9 protein-coding genes are annotated in these 16,638 nt (G+C 55.8%); 4 read left to right on the forward strand and 5 right to left on the reverse strand.

Annotation, left to right across the window (positions count from 1 at the left end; genetic code table 11):
• The first annotated feature begins 15 nt into the window (after positions 1–15).
• Positions 16–2,226: a M3 family metallopeptidase gene (locus ABEA92_RS02300; RefSeq protein ID WP_345682531.1), complete on the forward strand. Its 2,211-nt coding sequence runs from the start codon at positions 16–18 to the stop codon at positions 2,224–2,226.
• 1,505 nt (positions 2,227–3,731) lie between these two features.
• Here ABEA92_RS02300 and rtcA read toward each other — a convergent pair.
• Both rtcA and ABEA92_RS02310 read right to left on the reverse strand, forming a co-directional pair.
• Positions 3,732–4,772 carry an RNA 3'-terminal phosphate cyclase gene (rtcA, locus tag ABEA92_RS02305; RefSeq protein WP_345682174.1) on the reverse strand — a complete coding sequence of 347 codons (1,041 nt, stop codon included), beginning with the start codon at positions 4,770–4,772 and terminating at the stop codon, positions 3,732–3,734.
• Positions 4,765–6,270, reverse strand: coding sequence for an RtcB family protein (locus ABEA92_RS02310; RefSeq protein WP_345682175.1), 1,506 nt, complete (start codon positions 6,268–6,270; stop codon positions 4,765–4,767). Before ABEA92_RS02310 ends, rtcA begins: the two co-directional genes overlap by 8 nt.
• Positions 6,271–6,528: 258 nt before the next feature.
• Here ABEA92_RS02310 and rtcR point away from each other — a divergent pair, with 258 nt between their 5' ends.
• The 3 genes from rtcR to ABEA92_RS02325 all read left to right on the forward strand — a co-directional run bounded on the left by rtcR (position 6,529) and on the right by ABEA92_RS02325 (position 10,705).
• Positions 6,529–8,142, forward strand: a complete 1,614-nt coding sequence (gene rtcR, locus ABEA92_RS02315) for an RNA repair transcriptional activator RtcR (protein WP_345682176.1) — start codon at positions 6,529–6,531, stop codon at positions 8,140–8,142.
• 308 nt (positions 8,143–8,450) lie between these two features.
• On the forward strand, positions 8,451–9,437 hold the full coding sequence (locus ABEA92_RS02320; protein WP_345682177.1) for a potassium channel protein: 987 nt from the start codon (positions 8,451–8,453) through the stop codon (positions 9,435–9,437).
• Between the two features lie 638 nt (positions 9,438–10,075).
• Positions 10,076–10,705 carry a hypothetical protein gene (locus tag ABEA92_RS02325; RefSeq protein ID WP_345682178.1) on the forward strand — a complete coding sequence of 210 codons (630 nt, stop codon included), beginning with the start codon at positions 10,076–10,078 and terminating at the stop codon, positions 10,703–10,705.
• Positions 10,706–11,320: 615 nt separating this feature from the next.
• Here the strand turns inward: ABEA92_RS02325 and ABEA92_RS02330 are convergent.
• The 3 genes from ABEA92_RS02330 to ABEA92_RS02340 form a co-directional block, all read right to left on the reverse strand.
• Complete coding sequence (locus tag ABEA92_RS02330; protein ID WP_345682179.1) at positions 11,321–14,419, reverse strand: efflux RND transporter permease subunit; 3,099 nt, start codon at positions 14,417–14,419, stop codon at positions 11,321–11,323.
• A gap of 4 nt (positions 14,420–14,423) precedes the next feature.
• The gene (locus ABEA92_RS02335; RefSeq protein ID WP_345682180.1) at positions 14,424–15,899 is read right to left on the reverse strand and encodes an efflux RND transporter periplasmic adaptor subunit; all 1,476 of its coding nucleotides are present in this window, start codon (positions 15,897–15,899) and stop codon (positions 14,424–14,426) included.
• Positions 15,900–16,086: 187 nt separating this feature from the next.
• A complete protein-coding gene (locus ABEA92_RS02340) occupies positions 16,087–16,590 on the reverse strand; it encodes a hypothetical protein (RefSeq protein WP_345682181.1) in 504 nt (167 codons plus the stop codon).
• Between the last annotated feature and the right edge of the window lie 48 nt (positions 16,591–16,638).

Here is a 16,638-nt window from a genome sequence, read left to right on the forward strand (position 1 = left end):
ACGTGCATCTTCATGATGATGACTGAAAACAAGGAATTCTCTGTGAATCACGCCGAAAACCGATTCCCAAAGTTGCTCGCGTGGGTCGCGGGCGTCTGTCTAATTGTTCCAACCTGCATGGCGGCGACCGAGGTTGCTGCTGACACTACCGACGAGAAAAAAGCTGAGAAAAAAGAAATGAGTTCGGATTCTGTAATGCTGCAACCATGGACTGGTCCTTACGGTGGCGTGCCTCCGTGGAATCTAGTCCGCCAAGAAGAATTTCTTCCCGCCATTGAAACCGCGATCCAAATCGCCCGCGATGAGCTCATCGCAATTGCAAACCAAAGCGAACCGCCGACGTTCGAAAACACGATCGTCACGATGGAAAAGGCGGGTAAGACACTCGATCGCGTCGAAACGTTGTTCGATGTCCACACCAGTAATCTGAATCTGGGGCCAATTCCCGACATTGAACGCGCGGTCGCTCCAAAATTGTCCGAATACCGCGACAGCATCTATCAAAACGAAAAGCTGTTCAAACGGATCGAAGCCATCTACCAAAGCGATGCGATGAAGTCGTTCAGCGTTGCCCAAAAACGACTGGTCGACGATCTCTACAAGACCTTTGTCCGACAAGGAGCCAAATTGGACTCGAGCGACAAAGCCAAGCTGTCGCAGATCAATACACGGTTGGCTCGCCTGTTCACCGATTTCAGTCAAAACGTTCTCGAAGACGAAAAAGGCTATGTCACCTGGATCGACAACGAAGCCGATCTGGCCGGATTGCCGGACAGCGTGGTTGCAGCAATGAAATCGGCCGCCGAGGAGCGCAACCAACCCGACAAATGGGCTGTGACCAACACGCGATCGTCGATGGATCCGTTTCTGACGTACGCCGACAATCGCGAATTGCGGGAAACGGTTTGGCGAAACTATTACAACCGAGGCGATAACGGCGACGCCCACGATAACAACGCCATCATTGCGGAAATCCTCAGCTTGCGAGCCGCGCGAGCAAAGTTGCTTGGCTACAAAAACCATGCCCAATGGCGATTGGAACCGACGATGGCCAAGACACCGGCCGCGACGATGGATTTGATGATGAAGGTGTGGCCCAAAGCGGTCGCGCGAGTTCGCGAAGAGGTGGCCGACATGCAAGCGATCGCCGATGCGAAAAACGCCAACATCACCATCGCACCGTGGGACTATCGCTACTACGCCGAGAAGGTTCGCAAGGACAAATACGACCTCGATTTCAACGAAGTCAAACCGTATTTGCAGCTCGAAAAGCTGCGTGAGGCAATGATGTGGGCCGCCGGAGAATTGTATGGACTGCAGTTCGATGAAATCAAAGATGTCCCTGTTTTCCATCCCGACGTCCGCGTTTGGAAAGTCGAAGATGCCGACGGCAAACACGTCGGTTTGTGGTACCTAGATCCATTCGCGCGTGAAGGAAAACGCAGCGGGGCGTGGATGATGGATTATCGCAGTCAACAAAATATCGACAAACCGATCACTCCGATCGTGTCGAACAACTCGAACTTTATCAAAGGGGTTGCGGGGAAACCGTCGCTGATCTCGTGGGACGACGCCGTGACGTTGTTCCATGAATTCGGGCATGCCCTGCACAGCTTGAACTCGAAGGTTAATTACCCCTCGCAAGCCGGCACCAGCGTCGCGCGTGATTACGTCGAATTCCCATCCCAGATCATGGAACACTGGCTCGACACCCCCGAAGTGCTTAGCCAATACGCGGTGCATTACGAAACTGGCGAACCGATGCCTCAAGCGTTGTTGGACAAAATCAAGAAGGCTTCAAAATTCAACCAAGGTTTTGACACGGTGGAATACTTGGCCAGTGCGATTGTCGACATGAAGCTGCACACCACCGACCAGACCACGATCGATCCCGATGCATTTGAGAAGCAAACGCTGAAGGAAATTGGGATGCCGGACGAGATTCCGATGCGACACCGGACGCCTCAGTTCGCCCACATTTTCAGTAGCGACTCGTATTCGGCTGGCTACTACAGCTACCTGTGGTCCGACGCATTGACCGCGGACGCGGTTGAGGTGTTCGAGGAAGCCGGCAGTTTTTATGACAAAGCGACCGCGAAAAGTTTGCACGACAACGTGATGAGCGTTGGCGACACGATCGATCCAGCCGAAGGATTCCGGCGATTCCGAGGTCGCGATGTCGATACCAGCGCGTTATTACGCAAACGCGGCTTCCCCGTCGAATAGCGTTTGCGACTCACGGCAGGTGTATGTCGCAGGTGGTTTCGCCAGCGAAAAGGAAGCCGCATGTCACCTCTCCCAAACTTGTTTGGGAGAGGTCGAGCAGAGCCTCCGGCGAATGCTCGGGTGAGGGCCGTCCGAGCAAGCCTGCGGTCTAGTGCAAGCTCGGTTGCGCGGTCGGCCCTCACCCGGACGAGGCCTACAGGGCCCGGCCGACCTCTCCCCAGCTAACGCTCGGGAGAGGTTACCTGCACTGCGTCACCTCTCCTAAGCTAACGCTCGGGAGAGGTGGATTGCCGCATGCCACCTCTCCCAAACAACGTTAGGGAGAGGTCGAGCAGAGCCTCCGGCGATTGCTCGGGTGAGGGCCGTCCGAGCAAGCCAGCGGTCTAGTGCAAGCTCGATTGCGCGGTCGGCCCTCACCCGGACGAGGCCTACAGGGCCCGTCCGACCTCTCCCCAGCCAACGCTCAGGAGAGGTGGTTTGCATCGTGCCACCTCTCCCAAACAACGTTTGGGAGAGGTCGAGCAGAGCCTCCGGCGATTGCTCGGGTGAGGGCCGTCCGGGCTAGCCAGCGGTTTAGTGCAAGCTCGGTTGCGCGGTCGGCCCTCACCCGAACGAGGCCTATATGGCCCGTCCGACCTCTCCCCAGCTAACGCTCAGGAGAGGTGGCTTGCCGCATGTCACCTCTCCCAAACAACGTTTGGGAGAGGTCGAGCAGAGCCTCCGGCGAATGCTCGGGTGAGGGCCGTCCGAGCAAACCAGCGGTTCAGTGCAAGATCGGTTGCGCGGTCGGCCCTCACCCGGACGAGGCCTATAGGGCCCGTCCGACCTCTCCCCAGCTGCGCTCGGGAGAGGTTACCTGCACCGCGTCACCTCTTTCAAACAACGTTAGGGAGAGGTCGAGCAGGGCCTCCGGCGAATGCTCGGGTGAGGGTCGTCCGAGCAAGCCTACGGTTGAGTGCAAGCTCGGTTGCGCGGTCGGCCCTCACCCGAACGAGGCCTAAAGGCTCATTCGACCTCTCCCCAGCTTCGCTCGGGAGAGGTGGCTTGCCGCATGTCACCTCTCCCAAACAACGTTTGGGAGAGGTCGAGCAGAGCCTTCAGCGAGTGCTCGGGTGAGGGCCGTCCGAGCAAGCCTGCGGTTCAGTGCAAGCTCGGTTGCGCGGTCGGCCCTCACCCGGACGAGGCCTATAGGGCCCGTCCGACCTCTCCCCAGCTTCGCTCGGGAGAGGTCGCTTGCCGCATGCCACCTCTCCCAAACAACGTTTGGGAGAGGTCGAGCAGAGCCTCCGGCGATTGCTCGGGTGAGGGCCGTCCGAGCAAACCAGCGGTTCAGTGCAAGCTCGGTTGCGCGGTCGGCCCTCACCCGGACGAGGCCTACAGGGCCCGGCCGACCTCTCCCCAGCTTCGCTCGAGAGAGGTTACCTGCACCGCGTCACCTCTCCCAAACAACGTTTAGGAGAGATCGAGCAGAGCCTCCGGCGATTGCATGGGAGCGAAGCAAGGCGTCAATCCTGGGGTCCAAAGCGGACCGTTACCGATCCGCTCTCGACGTCTTCTTGGACATCGATCTTGATGTCTAAAAAGATCTTCAATACATCCAGATGCGTTTTGCTGTGCAGTGACAAGGGTCCGCTTCGGAACGCACTGGACTGGCCTTGCGATGCCGCCAACCCCATCGGCAACATCAGCTGATCGGCCAAATGTTCGCCGACCGGAACCGACCGGGCGAGATGCAATCGCGTTTGCCGCAGCACCCCACGTGCGATGTGTTCCGCCTTGACGCCGACCTTGCCAAACCCGGTGAACGTTTCGGTCACGCTTGGGCCGGACCACTGGATTATCACGACATTGCCGGGCCCCCGAGGCTGTGCCACTTCATGAACATGAAAACAATCGCGGTTCCAATTCGTTTTTCGCCGGATCGTATCACATTCACGCTGTCCCACCGACTTTGGGATTGCCGAGACAATCGCGGTCACTCGAGGCGATGCTTTCTCGTCACACTCGGTTAGCGTCAGCCCTCTCAAAGTACTCTGCGGAGTGAGCGTCAATTGGAATTTTCCGCCACCAGCGGGATAAAAACCGTAGGCTTCGGTTTCCAATTCGCTGGCGACTCCCATCTTATTGAGTTGCGGCAAAAATGAATCTCGAAAAAAATCCAACGGTGGCGCCGCCGGATTATGAGTGCCTCCTTCGAATGTCACTCGCGACGGATGATCCGCGAGCATCAACGCAGGCAACACGGTTTGCGCGACCAACACCGCGCTACCCGCGGTGCCAACTTTGAAATCAAACTCGCCACCACGTGCTTCGCCTGGCTCGAACGTGACCGCTTGCGATCCAATCGAATCGCCCTCGATCGCCGCACCACAAACCTCACCCGCCGCACGCAGCGAGGTGAGGTGTTGTCGCATCAGCCCTGGTTTCCTGCGGCCCGCCCGAATATGGACCAATCGGATGGGCTGCTTGGTCACCGCGGCGAGCGCGAGCGAGGAGCGGAGGATTTGTCCACCGCCCTCGCCCTGAGATCCATCAATTTCAATCATCCGCTTTACTCGCATCCTTGATCACAAAACGTGCCTTCAATCGAGCCACCTCGCTTGCCAATCCTGCGGTCTTTACCGATCGCAGCACTTCCTCGAAATCCTTGTACGCCGCCGGAGCTTCATCCTTGGGATAAAACCGGCAATTGCTGAGAATGTCATTCTGCTCAAACTCGTCGTCAATCGTGGCTTGATCCAACACACGATTGGCATGCCGTCGCCCGAGCGTTCGACCGGCCCCATGATTAACGCTGAAGCAAGCCTTTTCGGCCCCCGCATCGGCAACCATCACGGCCGATCCATCTCGTGGATTCCCTGGCAACAAAATTGGATGCCCGGTATCGGCAAACGGGGTTTCACGAAGCGCATAGTGCCCTGCGGGAAATGCGCGAGTCGCTCCCTTGCGATGCACCCATGTCGGCCGATTATCCATGATTTCTTTGCGAGCGATATTGTGACTGATGAAATAGACCAACGATCCATTCGTTCCCGGCAATACCTCTTGAAACGCTTCTAGTACGAGAGCGTTGATCAACAAATGGTTCACGGTCGCAAAATTGGCGCCCAGCGCCATATCGTCCAAATAGTCATCGGCCTCGCTTGTTCCAAGCGGTGCATAAACCAATTGTCGATCACCCGCAGGCAGCGGGATGTCCCACTTGCTGAACTTATGCTGAAGCGTTTTGAATTGCCCCGAGGCCAAGTTGTGTCCAAAACCTCGCGATCCGCAATGCGACAAAAACGCAACCTTTCCATCGTGCAGCCCGAACGTTTCGGCTACCGAACGTGAGCGTTGATCATCAGCAACATGAACCACTTCGCACTCGCCGAAATGATTCCCACCACCGTACGATCCAAGTTGGCTCATCTTGTCCGAAAAATTGCTCATGTGACGCTGTTCGAGCAATGCCTCCAAACGATTCCCCAGTGCATCACGAGTATCGTCATGCCCTAGGTGAAACGAATCTTCGCATCGCTCAGCCCACGACACCGGAATTCCAAGTTGCTGGCACACGCTTTCACTGGCGCCTTCGATCACCAACTGCTTACCAAGCGTGCGGTTCACTGGGCGAGACTTCTTGGCGCTTCGCTGCCCTTTGCCAGCACCAGTCGGGGTACGTTGGCAGATTGCCGAAATCAGTGCACGGCGTGTCTGTCGGTCTTCGATCGCGTCCGCGGGCACATCCAACTGCAACAAACTCATCGAACACTTGATGTCGACTCCCACGGGGCCAGGGTAAATGTGCGTCGGGGAAACCATCACACATCCCACTGGAGCTCCGTACCCCAGATGTGCATCCGGATTCAGCACGACATCGGTCACGCCAGGTGCGAGCCGCGAATTCATCGCCTGCTGCAAACACACCTCGTCAAAGGTCTCGCGAATCGCTTCGGTTCCAATCACTTTGATCGGCGGCGTCGTTTCGGTGGGCAAGATCGCAGTCGCTTCGCCGGTCGCGATCATTTTGGTCGGGGCAGGGTGGTGAAGCGTCGTATGCATGGCGATTCCTTCGTCGAGAGTAGTGCGAGTGGGCCAGTTTATCGACTGGGCGACTCGCAGAGAAAAACAAACCGCAACACGGTGCTTGCGGCTTCGTGTCACGAGACTTCCTTCACCAAAGCACAAGGCATGCCAAAGCGTCCAAAGAAACCTCTAACCCGTTACTCCATTACGCCTTACGTCGCAAACACCAGAAATCGGCTGCTAAAATCCAACCGCCATGCCTATCGCTGCATATCGTGACTTATAATTCTATCTATGAATAAAGTACGTGTCGTCATCGGATTTCTGGGCACCCAATTGGACCAACCGGCCAAGCGGGGCGATCGCTGGTTGGGGTGGCGGCCCAGTATTGCGGTGTGCCAGCAGCCCGATTTAGTTGTCGACCGGTTCGAATTGCTGTGTGATCGACGGCACGAGAAATTGGCCGAAAGCGTGGTGGCCGATATTCGCTCGGTCTCACCTGAAACCGAGGTGCTTCTGCACTGGAACCAACTTCGCGATCCATGGGATTTCGAAGAGGTCTACGCGATGCTGCATCAGTTCACACGTGACTATTCGTTTGATACCGATCACGAGGAATACCTCGCGCATATCACCACCGGCACGCACGTGGCTCAGATTTGTCTTTTCTTGTTGACCGAGTCGCGTCACTTGCCCGCCGCGCTGCTGCAAACCTCGCCACCGAACCGCAGCGGCAAAGATCCTCGCGGGGTCTATAGCGTGATCGATTTGGATCTATCCCGCTACGATCAATTGGCCAGCCGGTTTCAGGCCGAGCATCAGGAGGGGTTGTCATTTCTAAAGTCGGGGATCGAGACCAAGAACCAATCCTTTAACCAGTTGATCGAACGGATCGAACAGGTGTCGTTGGCAACGCGTGCACCGATTCTGTTGAGTGGCCCGACCGGGGCGGGGAAATCTCAATTGGCCCAACAGATCTTTGCGTTAAAACGGCATCGCCAACAGGTAAGCGGCCCGCTGGTCGAGGTGAATTGTGCGACGATTCGCGGCGATCAAGCGATGTCGACGCTGTTTGGTCATGTCAAAGGTGCATTCACCGGAGCCGCCGCCGAGCGTGCGGGGCTACTAAAATCAGCGGACCAAGGCGTGCTGTTTTTGGATGAGATTGGCGAACTCGGGTCCGACGAACAAGCGATGTTGTTGCGAGCGATCGAAGAGAAGACGTTCCTGGCGGTCGGCTCGGATCAGGCAACCTTCAGCGATTTTCAATTGATCGCGGGCACCAACCGTGATCTTCAGCAAGAAGTCGCCAAGGGAAATTTTCGCGAAGACCTGCTTGCCCGCATCAACCTATGGTCGTTCGCGCTGCCAGGATTGGCACAACGTCGCGACGACATCGATCCCAACATCGAATTTGAATTGCAAAAGTTCACCACGACTCATGGTCGCAAGGTGACGTTTAACAAAGAGGCACGCCATCGGTTCATCGAGTTCGCTCTTGATCCATCAACGCAGTGGAAGGCCAATTTTCGCGACTTGAATGCAGCGATCACGCGGATGGCAACCCTGGCACCTGGCGGACGCATCACAACCGATGTCGTCGAGGAAGAAATTTTGCGGCTAAAACACAGTTGGGATGGATCTGAGAAACCGGACAGTCATGTCGCAGTGCTGCGAACCGTGCTTGAAGAGGATCAAATCGCCAGACTCGATCGATTCGATCAAGCCACGCTTGCCGAAGTGATCAAGGTTTGCTCGCAATCCGCATCGCTCTCCGCCGCCGGCCGAACATTGTTCCAAGTGTCGCGGCAATCCAAGCAGAAGCCGAACGATGCCGATCGGTTACGGAAGTATTTGGCTAAATTTGGGATCCAGTGGAGCGATATCGCAGCGGAAGAATTTGGTTAGCGGTGTGGCGTAAGCGAGACGATCAACATGCTTGACACGAAATGGGTGTTGTTGATCGTGCATTTTTGTCACCTCTCCCGGCGAAGCGGGGAGAGATCGAGCAGAGCCTTCCGCGATCGCTCGGGTGAGCGCGTCCGAGCAAGTGAAGGCGAACTGCAGGCTAGTTTGCATGGTCGGCCCTCACCCGAACGAGGCCTCAAGGGCCTGTTCGAGCTCTCGATCATCCAATTTCCTTCGCGCCCTGAAATCGGTGGCCTGATGCCTTAGGATAGTGAAGCCGAACGTACTCGATTCACGCAAAAAACAGCATGCCAAACCGACATCAAACCGTTGCACACCGGATCGCAGCTCATTCTGCGCCTGCGATGTTTTGGATTTCGCTGGCGTTTTTGGTCTGCCAATCGGTGCTGGTGGTGCTATGGGTCGATGTTCCCAATATGGAGGAAACGTTGATTCGCGATCCGGTCACCGATGAAACGGTGATCGCTTACACGTTGCCGCCGATCAGCCGCAGCGAAATCGCAGCAATCGCGGTGATGTTGTTGATTTGGCCGATTGTCATCGCTGAATCGATCTACCACTGGTACACCCGCCCCTGGGACGCCGAGCACCGCTGGACGCATCTCTATTCGCTGGCGTTTTGTCTATGCCCGTCGCTACGAATGTGTGCGCGCAGTGTCGAGATGGGCAACCGAATTTGGCTGCCGACGATGGGATGGCGGAAGGCGGACGCGAGATTGCGGCGGCGGTTGGAGCGGTATTTTAGTGTGCCGATGATCTGGATCGCCCTGCTGATCATGCCGGTGTTGTTGATTGAATTGCTGCTAAAAAACCAGGTTGCCCAGTACGGATGGCTGCGTTTTGCGTTGCACTTCAGCACCGGAGCGATATGGTTCTGTTTTGCCGCCGAGTTCATCTTGATGGTCTCGGTCGCAGAGAAGAAGATTGCTTACTGCAAAACGCATTGGTTGGATCTAGCGATCATTTTATTGCCGCTGGTTTCGTTCCTGCGTTCGCTGCAGTTTTTGCGAGCGACCGGAATCACGAAAATGGTTCGGCTGTCTCAGATCAACCAAGTCGCCCGGATGTATCGATTGCGAGGGACGGCGCTGAAGGCCGTCCGAGCATTGGTGCTGTTGGACATGCTCGAACGAATCCTGCGGCGGTCCCCCGAACGTTCGCTCGAAAAACTATACACGCAACTCGAAGAGCTAGAGACGGAAGCAAAAGCGGTCCGTCGCAAGATCGCCAAGCTCGAACGTGAGATGCCGGTGGAAATGTGTGCCGAAGAGTAACGGAACCGAGAGTTAAAAATTGGTCGCATTCGCGGTTGCTACCAAAGTTATTGACGATAGACGTCAACGACTGCCACCGCCAATGAATGAGCGAAGTAAGAGCAAGCAGCAATTTATTGAAGGACGTGCGTCTGTCCGGCGATGTATTGGCGTCCGGGCTGTGGCCATTTCTTCGGACCCGATAAAAGAATCGCCTAAAGGCTATACACCAGCGCTGGTGTCCAGGCTTTAGCCGGCTAGGTCACCCCATGAAAAGAGCCGCCTAATGGTTTTACCCCCCGCTGGTGTCCAGGCTTTAACCGCCGTCTTCGGACCTCGAAAAAAAATCGCCTAAAGGCTGTACACCAGCGCTGGTGTACCGGCTTTAGCCGGCTAGGTCACCCCATGAAAAGAGCCGCCTAATGGTTTTACCCCCCGCTGGTGTCCAGGCTTTAGCCGCCGCCTTTGGACCTCGGAAAAGAATCGCCTAAAGGCTGTACACCAGCGCTGGTGTACCGGCTTTAGCCGGCTAGGTCAGCCCATGAAACGAGCCGTCCAATGGTTATACACCAGCGACGGCAAACAGCCATTAGCCGTCTTCTGATACAATACTTGCAACAGACCTCACGTCGCCCTTCTTGCATTCAAGAGGCATCCCAATGCCTAAAGATCCCAATGCCATGTATCGGTGGCGGCAATGGACGCCAGAGCAGCGGTCCAAAATCCTCACCGAACGCCGTCAACGCAATCACCCGGTTCACTCGCCGGCACACATTCAAAGCGACCACACTTCCATCTATCTCATCACCGCAGCCTGCTTCGAACACGCTCCGATCATTGGAAGGTCTGACAATCGACTCGCGGATTTCTCGTTGCAACTCTATGAATTCATGCAATCCCATTCCCGAACCCTATTCGCCTGGGTCGTGCTTCCCAATCACTATCATGTATTGTGCGATGTAGTTGAACTCCACTGGATGTTTAAGCAGCTTGGAAAATTGCATGGCCGCACATCGTTTCAATGGAACGGCGAGGACGGCATGCGCGGACGACAAACTTGGTGCAAAGCAGCCGAGACCGCGATGAAGTCGGAAGGACATTTTTATGCGTCACGAAACTATGTTCTCAACAACCCCGTGCATCATGGGTACTGTGAAAAATGGACCGATTGGCCATTTAGCAACGCGACTGAATATTTAGAGAGCGTTGGACGTGAGCAAGCATTTCGATTTTGGCAATCCTATCCACTTTACGATTACGGAAAAGACTGGGATCCCGCGACTTTGTAAGCCAGGAGTATTGCCCAGGCTTTAGCCGTCGTCTTTGGGCCTCGAAAAAAGAATCGCCTGAAGGCTATACACCAGCGCTGGTGTACCGGCTTTAGCCGGCTAGGTCACCCCATGAAAAACGCCGCCCAATGGCTGTACACCAAAGTTGGTGCCCATGCTTTAGCCACCGTCTTTGGACCTCAAAAAAAGAATCGCCTAAAGGCTATACACCAGCGCTGGTGTACCGGCTTCAGCCGGCTAGCACAGCCCATGAAAAACGCCGACCAAGGCTGCACACCAACGCTGGTGTCCAGGCTTTAACCACCGCCTTTGGGCTTCGAAAAAGAATCGCCTAAAGGCTGTACACCAGCGTTGGTGTACCGGCTTTAGCCGGCTAGCACACCCCATGAAAAACGCCGACCAATGGCTGCACACCAACGCTGGTGCCCAGGCTTTAACCGCCGGCTTTGGACTTCGAAAAAGAATCGCCTAAAGGCTATACACCAGCGCTGGTGTACCGGCTTTAGCCGGCTAGATCCACCCCATGAAAAGAGCCGCCCAAGGTTGTACACCAGCAACATTAATGCCCACCATGCCGCGCGTAACGCTGCGACAATCGACGTGTCAAATTGCATGCTATGCCGGAACGTTGGCTTCGTCCTCGCCAGACTTAACTTCCTTGGCAAACCAAGGGTAAATCGCGGGGATCACAAATCCGGTTAGTAACGTGCTGGTGATCAGACCGCCGATCACCACGGTCGCCAGCGGACGCTGCATCTCGGCTCCGTCGCTGGTCGAAAACGCCATCGGAATGAAGCCGAAACTGGCCACCAATGCGGTCATCAACACAGGCCGCAAACGATTCAGCGCGGTCTGCTCGGTGACTTGATCCATCGGCAAACCCGCCAAGCGGGCATTTTCCGCCGCACTTACCCAGACCAAACCGTTCAGCACGGCGACTCCGAACAATGCAATGAAGCCGACACCGGCGGAGATACTGAACGGCATCTCACGTAGCGCCAGTGCAAAGATGCCGCCGCTGGCCGCCATCGGCACCGCCATAAAGATCAGCATCGCTAACGACACACGATGAAACGTCGTGTGTAACAACAGAAAGATTAATAGCAACACAATCGGAGTGATCACGAGCAAGCGGCGACTGGCGGACTGCAAGTTTTCGAAGTCACCGCCCCACCGGATTTCATAGCCCACTGGAAGCTCGACTTGTTCGGCCACGGCCTGCTTTGCATCACCGACAAAACTGGCAACGTCTCGGGCGCGAACGTTGGCAGCGACAAAGGTCCGTCGCCGCACGTTGTCATGTTCGACCGATGGAGGCGTTTCTTCGAGTTTCAAATCAGCCAGCTCCCCTAACGGTACAATCCGTCCGCCAACTGAATCGACAGGCAATTGCCGCAGCAGCGATTCATTCTTTCGCCACTCTTCGGGGATTCGCACCAAGATCGGGTAACGTGCTCGGCCGTCGATGATCGTGCCGACATTACGTCCCCCCAACGATTCGATTGCTCCCAAAACCTCCGAGGCGTTGATTCCGTAACGAGCCAACGCTTCGCGGTTGGGACGGATCGACCACGTTTGTAAATTAGCTTGATAATCGGCACGCACGTCCGCGGAACCGGGAATCATCTTCAACACACTTTCGATCTCTTTGGACTTCTTTGCCAACACATCCAAGTCGTTTCCGTACAACAACACGGCGACATCGGATTTGACCCCAGCAACCAATTCGTCGACTCGCATCTCAATTGGCTGGGTAAACCCAAATGCCACCCCAGCGACACGCTCGTTTAACTGCTCGTCCATTTCGGCAATCAAATCATCACGTGTCGTCCCTTCACGCCACTGGTCATGCGGTTTTAAAATCACCCACACGTCGGTTTGGTGAACTCCCATCACATCGTTGGCAATTTCTGGACGTCCGGTTTTGCAAAAGACCGTTTTCACCTCCGGAAATTTCATCAAGATCGTTTCGATCTCGGTGCTCATCTGCGTTGCCCCTTCGATCGTCGCACTGGGTAACCGAACGGCTTCGATCAGCAAGTCACCTTCTTCGAGCCGCGGCATGAACTCCGCTCCTAATCGCATTGCCACCGGCACGCTGATACCAAACACTGCCAACGCGATCAGCGCCGTCAGCGCCGGAGCCGCGATGGCACGATGGACCAAAGGGCGATAAATCGCTTTGACCCAGCGAACGAAAAAGACATCTTTGTCCGTCAGATTACGAGGCAGCGCGATCGCAGCGAGTGTGGGCATCAACGTCATCGATAGAATCAGCGATCCAAACAACGCAAATAAAACTGTCATCGCCATCGGCCGAAACAATTTCCCTTCGGTTCCTTCAAGCAACAGTACCGGGACGTACACCACCGCAATGATCAGTTCGCCAAACATCGTCGGCTTCCGCACTTCGATACAGGCATCGCGAATCACCTCGACACGCTTGCGAGCGTTGCCCACGTTATGCGAAAGTTTGTGCATGCAATTTTCGATCATGATCACCGACGAGTCGACGATCAGTCCAAAGTCGATGGCTCCTAAGCTCATCAAGCTCGCCGAAATTGCAGTGGCATACATCAAGTTCGCTGCGAACAACATCGACAACGGGATGGCAAGCGCGACGATCAATCCGGCTCGAAAACTGCCCAACATCACCAGCAACACCAAGATGACCAGCAATCCCCCTTCGATCAGATTTTTCATCACCGTTTTTAACGTCCGGCCAATCAACGCGGATCGGTCATAGGTGATTTCGAGTCGAACGCCGGGGGCGAGTGTCGGCACAATCTCGTCGATTCGGGTCTTCACTTGCTCGACCACTTCACGTGAATTTTCGCCAATCAACATCATCACCAATCCGGTAACCGCTTCACCGCGACCATCGCGAGTGACGGCGCCCTGCCGCGTCATCGGAGCGATCTCGACCTCGGCAATATCCGACAACAAGATCGGCACGCCGTCCTGATTACGGCGAACGACAATACTGCGGATATCATCCACGTCTTGCAACAAGGCTTCGCCGCGAATAAACCTCTGTTCATCGTGGTACACGACGTAGCCTCCACCAGTCGATCCATTGTTCTCTTCGACCCGGCTAAACAGATCACGGAGCGTGACGTTATTGCTGACCATTGCATCGGGGTTAGGGCGAATCTCAAACGTCTTGTAGAAACCACCGTGCGTATTGATCTCGGTCACGCCACGCACTTCGCGCAACTTGGGTGCAATTTCCCATTCCAACATCGTCCGTAATTGCATCGGCGTGTAGTCATCGCCTCGCACCTCAAACTGCAAGATTTCACCCAGCGCCGTCGTCAGCGGACCTAATTCCGGCGTCCCGTAGCCGGGCGGGATCGCGGCGGTGGCCGCTGGCAATCGCTCGGTAACCACTTGACGAGCGAAATAAATATCAGTGCCCTCGTCAAACACAATGGTGACGACTGAGACTCCGAACTTTGACACACTGCGAACCTCGGCGACGTTTGGCAATCCGCCCATCGTCGATTCGACCGGATAGGTGATGTACTGCTCCACTTCGACTGGCGAAAGCGAACCGGCGTCGGTGATCACCGTGACCTGGACGTTGGTCATATCGGGCACCGCATCGATCGGCAATTCGATCGCACTTTTGACACCAGCGACAGCCATCAAAAAGGTGACGGCCAGGACGATGAAGCGGTTCTCGAGGCAAAATTCGATTAGTTTTTGTAACATCCGATTACTCCTCCTCGCTGGCAAGAAGGATTTCGCTCTTGAGTTTAAAGACACCTTCGACCACGATCTGATCGCCGACCTTTATCCCCGCCGTGATTTCGGTCATCTCGTTCTGCTGTTCGCCCGTCGTGACATCCACGCGTCGAAATTCGGATTCACTGTCAGCAACAAACACAAACGTTTGATTCTCGTGTACCACGACTGCTTTGGTCGGAACCGCGATCACGTCGCGAGCCGCATTGGTCGGGACGATCATGCGAATGAACATCCCCGGACGCAATCGTGAATCCGACGACGTGATCGCTGCCACAAGCGGCGCAGCGCCAGTCGCCACATCCACACGGCGGCCGACCACGATGACCTTGCCTTCGAATGAAGTGTTGGCAATGGCGGGCGCCGTGATCGTCACGATTTGCCCGAGCCCCACCGTGATCGCCCCCCAATCGCTTTGACGAATATCCGCTTCGGCCCATAAGTGCGAAGTGTCTGCGATCGTAAAGATGGGCACGCCGACCGAGACGCGTTCGGTTGCCGTCAATAACCGCTCTTCGACCGTTCCGTCGATCGGCGAGACGAGGTCGACGCTGGAAAGCGTGTCGTTTTTGACTTGGCTAAAGGAATCTTGTGTCACCACGCGAGCCGCAGGACCAAGCAGCGCGTTGAGCCGCTGTAGCGCAATATCCACGTCGCGCTGTGCAGCTTCGGCGGCGGCAGCCGACTGTTTGCACTGTTGTTTTGCATCGAACAATGCTTGATCGATCAGGGACGCGAGTGCCGCTTCGGAGGTTTGCTTCTCTCGCTCGCGTTCGGTTTGGATGCGCCCGGCAATCGCGCCGACATCCGCGGCTTCGCGTGATCCGTCGGCGATCGCGATGGCCGAACGCATTCTCGCGTACGCTTCGATCAACGTCCGGCCGTAATCGCCCAAGGACTCGGTGGCCATTCCAGTCACAATGTTTTCAGGGGATTCGCCGCTGCGAATCAATGTGACAAGCTCTTGGACGCCATTGCAGATTTCGGATTGACGTATTTGTTCATTCTCGGCCAACTGCAACGCAGCCAAGCGAGATTGTACCTCGCTGCGTGCTTGGCCGACTTCGGGACTGATGATACGAGCGACCACTTGCCCACGCGTGACCTCGTTGCCGGGTTGGCCCAGAATCTCGGTAAGGATTCCTTCGCATGCCGAACGGATTGAAACGTGTCGGTTTTGGTCATAGTCCAAACGACCGGACAACGTGCAGGTCGGTTGCAGCACGGTGCGTTTGACCGTCTCGACTTGGATTGCCGCCGAGGCCAATTTGGGCGGTGACAATTTGACGGTGCGAATCTCTGCAGCGGACTCCGTCGCAAAATCCATCTCGGTTGCCCCCAAATCGGCTGATTCCATCGACGGTGGTTCGGAGCGGGGCCAGAGAAAATAGGCACCACTGACGACGAGAGCGCAAAGCCCGATCGCATATCGCAATTTCTTTTGCATGATTTGATTTCGCTAGTTCGTATTCGCCAAAGTGTCCTTGCAACGATCCAAAGACGCAGCGAGGGAAAGAGAGATAGATGCTTTTGGGGCGTTTGCCCTTGGCAATCAAACCAACGACATGCCAATCCGAGCTGCCGAAACAGCCGCGCATGCGTCAGGGACGCTCACCAAGAGACTGCGGAACGAACTAGGTCCGCAAAACGCAAACTAGTGTGCATAGAGGCACGCCAAGATAGGTTTGCGTAAAAGAATGACTTGGCAGCGTTTCGCCCTGTGGTGGGATAGCAACCTCAGAATTGCAAACCGCGACCCAGTGGCTCAATGCATCGGAGTGCAGCGAGCTCCACTCGTCCGCCGAATCGCCGTCGACGGTCGAATCGCCGTCGTCCCCCCACAGCCCCATCGGAGAAAACGATCCCGAATGTGGCCCATTCATCTCGTCGCTGCAACGAGCCAAAAAATCGCATGGCAAAAACAGATGCCAATGTAGATCTTGGCACATCCGGTCACACAGCGAAGGGGAACTCGGACGTTGCAATGGCACGCTGTTTTGATGATGCCGCGCAAGATGCAAAGTGAGCGAACTGTCACGCAGAGTGTTGTGCGAATGCACCACCGGCATCGGGAACTGCGAAAGCACCATCCATCCCAACACGGCCAGACGTAGTCCACGGACAGCAGCTGAATTCACAGCAGCGTGGCAGAGATAACGAGCGGCGGGAAACGCAAGGTGGGACAT

This window comes from Novipirellula caenicola (assembly GCF_039545035.1).
GTDB lineage: Bacteria > Planctomycetota > Planctomycetia > Pirellulales > Pirellulaceae > Novipirellula > Novipirellula caenicola.

Bases quoted from the DNA above. Each gene is read 5' to 3' on its own strand.
- ABEA92_RS02300 (WP_345682531.1), top strand. From the start codon at position 16: ATGATGACTGAAAACAAGGAATTCTCTGTGAATCACGCCGAAAACCGA.
- rtcA (WP_345682174.1), bottom strand. From the start codon at position 4,772: ATGATTGAAATTGATGGATCTCAGGGCGAGGGCGGTGGACAAATCCTC.
- ABEA92_RS02310 (WP_345682175.1), bottom strand. From the start codon at position 6,270: ATGCATACGACGCTTCACCACCCTGCCCCGACCAAAATGATCGCGACC.
- rtcR (WP_345682176.1), top strand. From the start codon at position 6,529: ATGAATAAAGTACGTGTCGTCATCGGATTTCTGGGCACCCAATTGGAC.
- ABEA92_RS02320 (WP_345682177.1), top strand. From the start codon at position 8,451: ATGCCAAACCGACATCAAACCGTTGCACACCGGATCGCAGCTCATTCT.
- ABEA92_RS02325 (WP_345682178.1), top strand. From the start codon at position 10,076: ATGCCTAAAGATCCCAATGCCATGTATCGGTGGCGGCAATGGACGCCA.
- ABEA92_RS02330 (WP_345682179.1), bottom strand. From the start codon at position 14,419: ATGTTACAAAAACTAATCGAATTTTGCCTCGAGAACCGCTTCATCGTC.
- ABEA92_RS02335 (WP_345682180.1), bottom strand. From the start codon at position 15,899: ATGCAAAAGAAATTGCGATATGCGATCGGGCTTTGCGCTCTCGTCGTC.